The organism is Xanthobacter autotrophicus (genome assembly GCF_030015065.1).
Lineage (GTDB): Bacteria > Pseudomonadota > Alphaproteobacteria > Rhizobiales > Xanthobacteraceae > Xanthobacter > Xanthobacter autotrophicus_D.
The window spans coordinates 37,279-46,036 of sequence record NZ_JAIVFN010000023.1; the positions used below are offsets into that span (position 1 = coordinate 37,279).

At 71.1% G+C, this 8,758-nt stretch carries 7 protein-coding genes; 5 read left to right on the top strand and 2 right to left on the bottom strand.

Translation table 11 applies throughout. The annotated features are described in order from the left end of the window. The first annotated feature begins 60 nt into the window (after nt 1-60). From K9U40_RS07270 to K9U40_RS07290, 5 genes are all read left to right on the top strand, one after another. Nucleotides 61-1,080 carry a helix-turn-helix transcriptional regulator gene (locus tag K9U40_RS07270; protein ID WP_282889542.1) on the top strand — a complete coding sequence of 340 codons (1,020 nt, stop codon included), beginning with the start codon at nt 61-63 and terminating at the stop codon, nt 1,078-1,080. Nucleotides 1,081-1,250: 170 nt separating this feature from the next. After that, nucleotides 1,251-2,195, top strand: coding sequence for a siderophore ABC transporter substrate-binding protein (locus tag K9U40_RS07275; protein ID WP_282889543.1), 945 nt, complete (start codon nt 1,251-1,253; stop codon nt 2,193-2,195). 3 nt (nt 2,196-2,198) lie between these two features. Continuing rightward, nucleotides 2,199-3,260 carry an ABC transporter permease gene (locus K9U40_RS07280; protein ID WP_282889544.1) on the top strand — a complete coding sequence of 354 codons (1,062 nt, stop codon included), beginning with the start codon at nt 2,199-2,201 and terminating at the stop codon, nt 3,258-3,260. A 61-nt stretch (nt 3,261-3,321) separates the two neighbouring features. Then, nucleotides 3,322-4,215: an iron chelate uptake ABC transporter family permease subunit gene (locus K9U40_RS07285; protein ID WP_282889552.1), complete on the top strand. Its 894-nt coding sequence runs from the start codon at nt 3,322-3,324 to the stop codon at nt 4,213-4,215. After that, complete coding sequence (locus K9U40_RS07290; RefSeq protein ID WP_282889545.1) at nt 4,212-4,970, top strand: iron ABC transporter ATP-binding protein; 759 nt, start codon at nt 4,212-4,214, stop codon at nt 4,968-4,970. The genes K9U40_RS07285 and K9U40_RS07290 overlap by 4 nt, the downstream gene beginning before the upstream one ends. A 12-nt stretch (nt 4,971-4,982) precedes the next feature. Here K9U40_RS07290 and K9U40_RS07295 read toward each other — a convergent pair whose 3' ends face one another. Next, a complete protein-coding gene (locus K9U40_RS07295; RefSeq protein WP_282889546.1) occupies nt 4,983-7,064 on the bottom strand; it encodes a sensor histidine kinase in 2,082 nt (693 codons plus the stop codon). Next, the gene (locus K9U40_RS07300; RefSeq protein ID WP_282889547.1) at nt 7,057-8,460 is read right to left on the bottom strand and encodes a sigma-54-dependent transcriptional regulator; all 1,404 of its coding nucleotides are present in this window, start codon (nt 8,458-8,460) and stop codon (nt 7,057-7,059) included. Before K9U40_RS07300 ends, K9U40_RS07295 begins: the two co-directional genes overlap by 8 nt. Nucleotides 8,461-8,758 lie beyond the last annotated feature (298 nt).

The following is an 8,758-nucleotide window of genomic DNA, read 5'->3' on the forward strand; positions in this document are numbered from 1 at the left end:
TCGCCCGCGCATTTCACGCCTGCGGCTTCCTCTTCCACGACGCCCTCGTCCGTAGCGCCCTTGCCCGTCCCTCTCCCGCCCATGGGCGGCGGCGCCGTCCCCATGCCGGGCGATGCCGGGCGGCAGGTGGTGCGCAGCGCCGACATCGCCGCGCTGTCCCATCTCGCCGGCACCCAGTTCGTGCTGACCGCCCCGCGCACCCTCGCGGATGGCGCGGTGCTGCGCGGGCGCTACCTGATGACATCCCTGCGCAGCGGCGCGGTGCTCCACGCCACCGATGCCCGGCACCTGCACGACCTCACCAGCCAGGTGGTGCATGCGCGCGGCATCACGCTCGGCCTGTTCCTGGAGGGCCATGCCGATGTCCAGCTGGGTGGCCGCCCGTTCCGCTTCGGCCCGGCCCGCGCCGGCGAGGCGGAGGCGGCGCTGCTGGTGCGCGCGGAGCCCGGCCTCTTCGTCCGCAAGGGCCAGCGCGGCCAGCACGTGCGCAAGGTGAACATCACCATCCCGGCCGATTGGCTGGAGCAGGCCCTGTTCGAGGAGATGGACCGCAGCGGCACGGTACGCCGCATCAGCGCCGATCACCTCTCCAGCCTGAGCTGGCGGGCCTCGCCTCGCCTCGTCGCCATGGCGGAGCAGGTGCTCGCCTTGCCGCCCTATGGCGGCTTCCTGCGCGACCTCTACATGGAAAGCCGCGTGATGGAGATGCTGTTCGAGGCCTTCTGCGCCATGGGCGATGCCGCCCCCGCCGCGGAGCGCGCCCGCCCGCGCGTGAAGCAGCGCATGTGGCAGGTGCAGGAGTATCTGGAGGCGCGCCTGTGCGACAGCCTGAGCCTGGATGCGGTGGCGCAGGAGGCGGGCATGAGCGTCACCAGCCTGCAGCGCGCCTTCCGCGCCACCTTCGGCACCACCGTGTTCGACTATGTGCGCGGCCGCCGGCTGGAACGTGCCCGTGACGCACTGCTCACGGAAGGCGTCAGCGTGACCGAGGCCGCGACCATCGCCGGCTACAGCTCCGCCGCCAATTTCTCCACCGCCTTCAAGCGCGCCTTCGGCATGCCGCCCAAGGCGGTGCGATGAGGGCGGTGCGATGAGGGTCGCTCCCTTCGGATCGGCCCGTCTTTGTATTCAACATCCAGGAAGCCGTTTTTTATTTGCGAAACGGCTGTTTTATTTGCGAGAGCGTTATGGACGCCATTATTGACGCCTTCGGAACGTGTAGATCCGCACGTGCTTCCGCGTCGCGACACATGCCCCCGCAGGCGGGTCGGCACGGACTGACGCGGCGCGCCGCCCTCGGCCTCGCCGTTGCCCTGGTTTCCTGCGGCGCCCTGCCGGCCTTCGCCGACATGGTGGTGGAGGATACGCGGGGCAAGACGAAGGTGCCGGAGCGCCCGCGCACGACGCTGGTGTTCGACATCGCCGCCCTCGACACGCTGGACGCGCTGGGCGTGGCGGTGGCGGGCGTGCCGGGCTCCAACCTGCCGGACTATCTCGGCAAGTATCGCGACCGCCGCTATCTCAAGATCGGCACCCTGTTCGAGCCGGACTACGAGGCGGTGAACGCCGCCGCGCCGGACCTCATCCTCGTGGGGCCGCGCTCGGCGGCGAAATATGCCGATCTCGCGAAGCTGGCGCCCACCCTCGACCTCACCGTCCCCGCCGACCGCTTCGTCGCCGGCACGCGGGCCCATGTGGAGCTGCTGGGCCGCATCTTCGACCGGCAGCCGCAGGCCGAAGCCCTCCTCGCGCGCATGGATGCCGCCATCGCTCGCGTGAAGGCGCTGGCGCCGCAGGTCGGCCGGGTGCTGATGGTCATGGTCAATGGCGGCAAGCTCACCGCCTTCGGCGCCGGATCGCGCTACGGCTGGATCTACGACGATCTCGGCTTCACCCCGGCCGCGACCAGCGACACCACCGTCGCCCACGGCGAGGTCATCTCGTTTGAATACATCCTGAAGACCGATCCCGACTGGCTGTTCGTGCTCGATCGCGACGCTGCGGTGGGGCGCGGCGGGGCCGCCGCCCGCGCGGTGCTGGACAATGATCTGGTGGCCGCCACCCGCGCCGCCCGCAGCGGGCGGGTCGTCGATCTCGATGCGGTGCGCTGGTACATCGTCGGCAGCGGCGGCGCCGCGCTCACCACCATCACCGAGGAGCTGGCGCAGGTCCTCGAGGCCCGGCAGGGCAAATAGGCCATGGAAACAGGTGGACCGGGCCCCGGCCCCGCGCAGGGCCGGGCCGAACCGCGCCCGGATCGCGCGCGGCTGGGGCTGGCGCTCCTCGGCCTCCTTTCGCTCGCGGTGCTGAGCGTGCTGGTGGGGGTGGGGGACATGGCCCCCGGCTCCCTCGTCTCGGCCCTGCGGGCGAGCCTCGCCGGCGACGCGGCGGGCGGCGGTGAGGCGGCGGGACGCGCGACGCTGCTCCTCGTCGCGAGCCGGGTGCCGCGCACGCTGGCGCTGCTGTTCGCCGGCCTCGCCATGGGCGTGTGCGCGGCGCTGATGCAGATGCTGTTCCGCAACCGCTTCGTGGAGCCAACCACCGCCGGCACCGCCGAGGCGGCGAGCCTCGGCCTGCTCTGCGCCACCCTTCTGACCCCCGGCCTGCCGCTGCTGGGCAAGATGCTGGTCGCGGCGGCCTTCGCGCTGGCGGGGACGGTCCTGTTCCTCAAGATCGTGGACCGCATCGCCTTTCGCGGCGCGGTGGTGGTGCCGCTGGTGGGGCTCATGCTGGGCGGCGTGATCAATGCCCTGACCACCTTCGTCGCCTATCGCGCCGACCTGCTGCAATCCCTCGCCGCCTGGACCACGGGGGATTTCTCCGGCGTGGTGCGCGGGCGCTACGAACTGATGTGGCTGTGCGTGGTGCTCGCCGTCATCGCCTATGCGGCGGCGGACCGCTTCACCGTCGCCGGCCTCGGCGACACCTTCGCGCGCAATCTCGGGCTCGATTATCGGCGCATCGTGGCCCTGGGCCTTGCCATCGTCGCGCTGGCGACGGCCGCCGCCATCGCCACGGCGGGGACGGTGCCCTTCCTCGGCCTGCTGGTCGCCAATGCCGTGGGGCTGGTTCTGGGCGACAACCTGCGCCGGACCCTGCCGTGGATCGCGCTGTCCGGCGCCGGCTTCCTCCTGGCCTGCGACATCCTTGGCCGCCTCATCCGCTACCCCTACGAGATCCCGGTGGGCACGGTGGCGGGGGTGGCGGGCAGCGCGGTGTTCCTCTTCCTGCTGCTCGGGCGGCGCCTGCGCCTTGGCTGACGCGCGCACCATAAGGGCGCGGCGCGTGCTCCTCCTGCTGGTGCTGGCGACGCTGGTCGCCATGGCCTGCTTCATGACGGTTGGGGCGCGGGGCAACTGGGGCTTCGTTTTGTCCCTGCGCGGCGGCAAGCTGGCGGGCCTCGTGCTGGTGGGCGTGGCGGTGGCCATCGCCACCGTGCTGTTCCAGACCCTCACCGAGAACCGCATCCTCACCCCCGCCGTGATGGGCTTCGACGCGCTCTACGTGGCGCTCCAGACCGCTCTGGTGTTCGTGCTCGGAGCGCAGGGTGAGGCGGCGCTCGATCCGCGCCTGCGCTTTGCCGGCGAGGCGCTGCTGCTCGCGGTGGTGGCGCTCGGCCTCTTCCGCTTCCTGTTCGACGGGCGGCGCGGCTTCCACCTCGTGGTGCTGGCCGGCCTCGTGTTCGGCATTCTGTGCCGGGGGCTCGCCAACCTCCTCCAGCGCATCCTCGATCCCAACGCCTTCTCGGTGCTCCAGTCGCTGATGTTCACCCGCTTCAACGTGATGGACACCAGCCTCCTGCCGGTGGCGGCGGTGGCGATCCTTGCCGCCGGGGTGCTGGCCTGGCGCCTCGCGCCCGCCCTCGACGTGCTGGCGCTGGGGCGGGATGCGGCGATCAATCTCGGCGTGGACCACCGGCGCATGGTCACCCTGCTCATCCTCGTCATCGCCGTGCTGGTCTCGGTCTCCACGGCGCTGGTGGGGCCGGTGCTGTTCTTCGGCCTTTTGGTGTCGAACCTCGCCTATCTCGCCCTCGGCACCGACCGCCATCGCTACACCCTGCCGGGCGCGGCGCTGATCGCCGTCGCCGGCCTCGCGGGCGGGCAGACCGTGCTGGAGCGCGGGCTCGGCTATGACGGGGCACTGAGCGTGGTGATCGAGTTCACCGGCGGCATCGTCTTCATCCTGCTGCTTCTGAGGGGCACCCGGCCGTGATCGAGATCGCCCACGTGTCGAAATCCTATGGCGCCACCCGCGTCCTCGACGATGTCAGCCTGAGCCTGCCGGCGGGCGGCCTCACCGCCGTCATCGGCCCCAACGGGGCGGGCAAGTCCACGCTTTTGTCCATCGTGGCGCGGCTCATGGCGCCGGACCATGGCAGCGTTCATGTGGACGGGCTCGACGTGTTCGCCACCCCCGGCGCGGTGCTGGCAAAGCGCATGGCCATCCTGCGGCAGGCCAACCAGATCACGCCGCGCCTCACCGTGGGCGAGCTGGTGGCGTTCGGGCGCTTTCCCTATTCCCATGGGCGCCTGACGCGCGAGGACGGGGAGAAGATCGCCGAGGCCATCGCCTATGTGGACCTCGCGGGGCTCTCACATCGCCTTCTGGATGAATTGTCCGGCGGCCAGCGCCAGCGCGCCTTCATCGCCATGGTGCTGGCGCAGGACCCCGCCTGCCTGCTGCTCGACGAGCCGCTCAACAATCTCGACATGAAGCACGCCGCCGCCACCATGCGCCTCCTGCGCCGCGCCGCCGACGAGCTGGGCAAGACCGTGGTGGTGGTGATCCACGACATCAACTTCGCCTCCTGCCACGCCGACCGCATCGTCGCCATGAAGGAGGGCCGGTTGCTGTTCTCCGGCGGGCCGGACGAGGTGATGCGGGAGGACGTGCTGCGCGCCATCTATGACATGGAGGTGGCCGTGCATGAGGTGGATGGCGCGCGCCTCGGCGCCTATTACCGCTGACACCGCCGCCGGTCAGCCGCCCCACGCGGCGGCATCCGCCTGCGGCAGCCAGATGGCGAATGTGGCGCCGTGTCCCGGCGGGCTCGCAAGGCTCATGGTGCCGCCGGCCCGGTCCACCAAGGTGAAGCTGATGGAGAGGCCGAGGCCGGTGCCGGCCTTGTCGCCGCCCTGCGGCTTGGTGGTGAAGAAGGGATCGAACACCCGCGCCGCATGCTCGGGGGCGATGCCGGGGCCGGTGTCCTGAACCTCGATGGACACGCCTGCGCGCCCGTTCTGCGCCGCATCGCGGGTGCGCAGGGTGAGGGTGCCGCCCCGCGGCATGGCGTGGGCGGCATTGACCATCAAATTGATGAGCACCTGTTGCAGCTCAACCCGGTTCATGGGGACGAGGCGCGTCGCGCTTTCATCCCGCACCACCTCGATCTCGCCGCGCGCGAGCAGGTATTGCACCAGCACCAGCGCATCGCCGATCACCTCGGACGGCGCCACCGGCTCCAGATGGCCGACGAATTCGGCCGGCCGGGCGAACTGGAGCAGCTTCGACACGATGATGGTGATGCGGTGGACCTGCTGGTCGATGAGGTTGAACTCGGTGCGCACCGGCGCCGCCGCCGGCCCCAGCACGTCGCGCGCCACATCGAGGTTGCCCTGGATGACGGCCACCGGATTGTTGATCTCGTGGGCCACCCCCGCCGTGATCTCGCCGATGGCCGCCAGCTTCTCCGACATCACCAGCTGGCGCTGGGTGGCGGCCAGCTCGGCGTTGGCCGCCTTCAGCTCCGCCGTGCGGGCGGCGACGCGGCCGTCGAGTTCCTGCGCCCAGCGCCTGAGCTCGGCGTCGCGCTGCTGGAGCAGGTCGAGCATGCCGTCGAGATGGTGGGCGACGCGGCCGATCTCGTCGGAGGTGGCGGCGACCCCGGTGCGGGCCGAGAGCGTGCCGGCCTCCACCTGCGCGATGGTGGCATTCATGGCCTCCAGCGGCCGGAAGATGCCCGCCGCCCAGCGCAGCAGCACGGGACTGGCGATGAGCGCCACCAGCAGGAAGCCGATGCCCACTGCGGCAAGGCTCGCCCGCTTCAGCGCCAGGAACGGCGCCTCCAGGAAGCCCACATAGAGCATGCCGATGCGCTGGCCCTTGCTGTCCACCACCGGCTCGTAGGCGGAGATGTACCAGTCGTTGACCACGAAGGCGCGGTCGAGCCACACCCGGCCCTCGCCCAGCACCGCCGCGCGCACTTCCTGCGACACGCGGGTGCCCAGCGCCCGGCGGCCCTCGAACAGGCGCACATTGGTGGAGACGCGCACGTCGTCCACGAACAGGGTGGCGGTGCCGGCGCTGCCCTCCGCCAGGCTGCCGGGGCGGTAGACCAGGTCGTTGATGGTGTCGATGAAATCCAGGTTCTGGTTGAGCAGGATGCCGCCCACCAGCGCCCCCGTCCGCGTGCCGTCCGCAAGCTGCACCGGCGTGCCGGACTGCACCACCATGCCCCGGTCTTCCGCATCGCGGGCGGTGGGCACGGCGCCTGGGGTGGGGACGAGGGCGATATGGGCGCGCGCCGCAAGCTCCGGGGAGAGGTGGGCGAGCTGCTCGGGCGCGAAGATATCTATTTCGGTGGAGGCCTGCCCCTCAAGCGCGCGGCGCTCCACCAACCACAGGGGCGCTTCCGGGCCGTCCTGCGCGGCGGGCGGGGAAGCGGCGATGCGGCGGCCCTGCGGGTCCAGCAGATAGAGGAAATCGAGCCCCATGGCGCGGCGGCGGGCATTGAGGAAATCGGCCATGGCGGCGCCGTCACCGGCCTCTGCCACCCGCGCGAAGGCGACGGACTCCCCCAGCGCGTGCAGGGTCTCGTCGGAGCGCTCCATGAGGCGGTCGAGATATTGCCGGGCGATGGTGAGGTCGCCCGCCACCTTGGAAATGAGCAGGTGGTCGAACTGACGGGTCCACCACGTCACCACCAGCGCCAGCACCGCCGGCATGATGATGAGCGTCGGCAAAAGCGCGATGGCCAGCAGCCGCGCCCGCACCGAGCGCAGGCGGGAGAACAGGAGGGACAACCGGCCCCTTGGCGCGGCCTGCGCCGCCGGTTCAGGCATTCCAGGCCTTCAGCTTGCGGTCGAGGGTCTTGCGCGAGACGCCGAGGCGGCGCGCCGCCTCCGCCCGGTTGCCGCCGGCCTCGCCCAGCACCTTGAGCATGTGGGCCTTCTCCACCGCGCCGAGGGCCTGGGGGAGGGCGTCGGCGTTTTCCACCGCCGGTTCCTCGTCCGCGTCCGGCACCACGTCGCCCGGGAATTCGCCGAGGATGAGCGAGCGCTCGATGACGTTGCGCAGCTCGCGCACATTGCCGGGCCAGTCGTAGCGGGCGAGGGCGCGCAGCACCGCCTCCGTCAGGGCGAGGGGCGGCACGCCCAATTGGGCCGACAGCTCGGCCATGAACAGGTGGGCCAGCGGTTCAACGTCCGCCGCCCGCTCGCGCAGGGGAGCGAGGTGGATGTTGACCACGTTGAGCCGGTAATAGAGATCCTGCCGGAAGCGGCCCTGCGCCACCGCCGTTGCTAGATCGCAATTGGTGGCGGCGATGAGGCGCACGTCCACCGGGACCTCCCGCTCGGCGCCCACCGGACGGACCTTCTTGTCCTCGATGACGCGCAGGAGCTTGGACTGCATGGCGGGGGGCAGCTCGCCCACCTCGTCGAGGAACAGCGTGCCGCCCTGGGCATAGAAGAACAGCCCCTCGCGGGAGGAGGCGGCGCCGGTAAAGGCGCCCTTCAGGTGGCCGAACAGCTCGCTCTCGATGATCTCGGGGGCGATGGCGGCGCAGTTCACCGGCACGAACGGTTTGCCGGCGCGGGGCGAGACATCGTGCAGGGAGCGGGCGGTGACTTCCTTGCCGGTGCCGGATTCGCCGGTCACCAGCACGGTGGTGGGCATGGGGCCGACGCGCTCGATCATGCCCCGCACGGTGCGGGTGGCGTTCGAGGCGCCCACCATGGCGCCGGCGCCGGGCAGGGCTTTGAGTTCGCGCCGCAGCACGAAATTCTCGCGCATCAGCCGGCCGCGGTCGAGGCAGCGGGCGATGGCGTTGAGGATCTGGTTGGAGCGGAACGGCTTCAGCACGAAGTCCGCCGCCCCTGCCCGCAGCGCCTTGATGGCGGTTTCCAGGTCCGCGAAGGCGGTGATGAGGATCACGTCCCGGTAGAAGCCCGAGCCGCGCAGCTCCTCCAGCCATTCGAGGCCGGTGCGCCCGGCCATGATGTTGTCGAGGATGATGAGGTCGAAGGGCGTCGCCTCCAGCAGTCGCGAGGCCGTCGCCACGTCCGCCGCCTCCGCCACGTGCCGGCAGCGGGAGGCGAGCATGCGCACGAGGAAGTTCCGCATGCCGGGCTCGTCGTCCACCACCAGGATGGAGGCGCCGGACAGATGCGGGCTGAAGGCGATGTCGCCGGCGGCGTGGTGAGGCGCCTCCTGCGGGGCATCGGCGGTGGTGGCCATCAGGTCTTGATCGTCCTTCTGCGACCCCCCGCCGGCGCCCGGTCCGGCGCGCGAGGGTCAAGCGCGAAAGACGCGTCGTCTGGCCCGCCGCTGGCGCGCCCTCCGTCCCGCCTTTCCTCCCCGATGCCGCCGCCGCGTCTTGTGGAGCGCAGGATCGCCGGTCATCGCGCCATCCATCGCGCAAATCGCCGGATCGGGCAAATGGGGAAAGGTCCGGCGCGCCCCTGCGGCCGGCGTGAACCGCCGCTCGCGGCTGGCGGAACGGAACCCTCTCCCGCTTGCGGGGGAGGGCAGGGAG

Excerpts from the sequence above, each read along its gene's own strand:
- K9U40_RS07275 (WP_282889543.1), top strand. The coding sequence starts at position 1,251 with ATGCCCCCGCAGGCGGGTCGGCACGGACTGACGCGGCGCGCCGCCCTC.
- K9U40_RS07280 (WP_282889544.1), top strand. The coding sequence starts at position 2,199 with ATGGAAACAGGTGGACCGGGCCCCGGCCCCGCGCAGGGCCGGGCCGAA.
- K9U40_RS07285 (WP_282889552.1), top strand. The coding sequence starts at position 3,322 with ATGGCCTGCTTCATGACGGTTGGGGCGCGGGGCAACTGGGGCTTCGTT.
- K9U40_RS07295 (WP_282889546.1), bottom strand. The coding sequence starts at position 7,064 with ATGCCTGAACCGGCGGCGCAGGCCGCGCCAAGGGGCCGGTTGTCCCTC.
- K9U40_RS07300 (WP_282889547.1), bottom strand. The coding sequence starts at position 8,460 with ATGGCCACCACCGCCGATGCCCCGCAGGAGGCGCCTCACCACGCCGCC.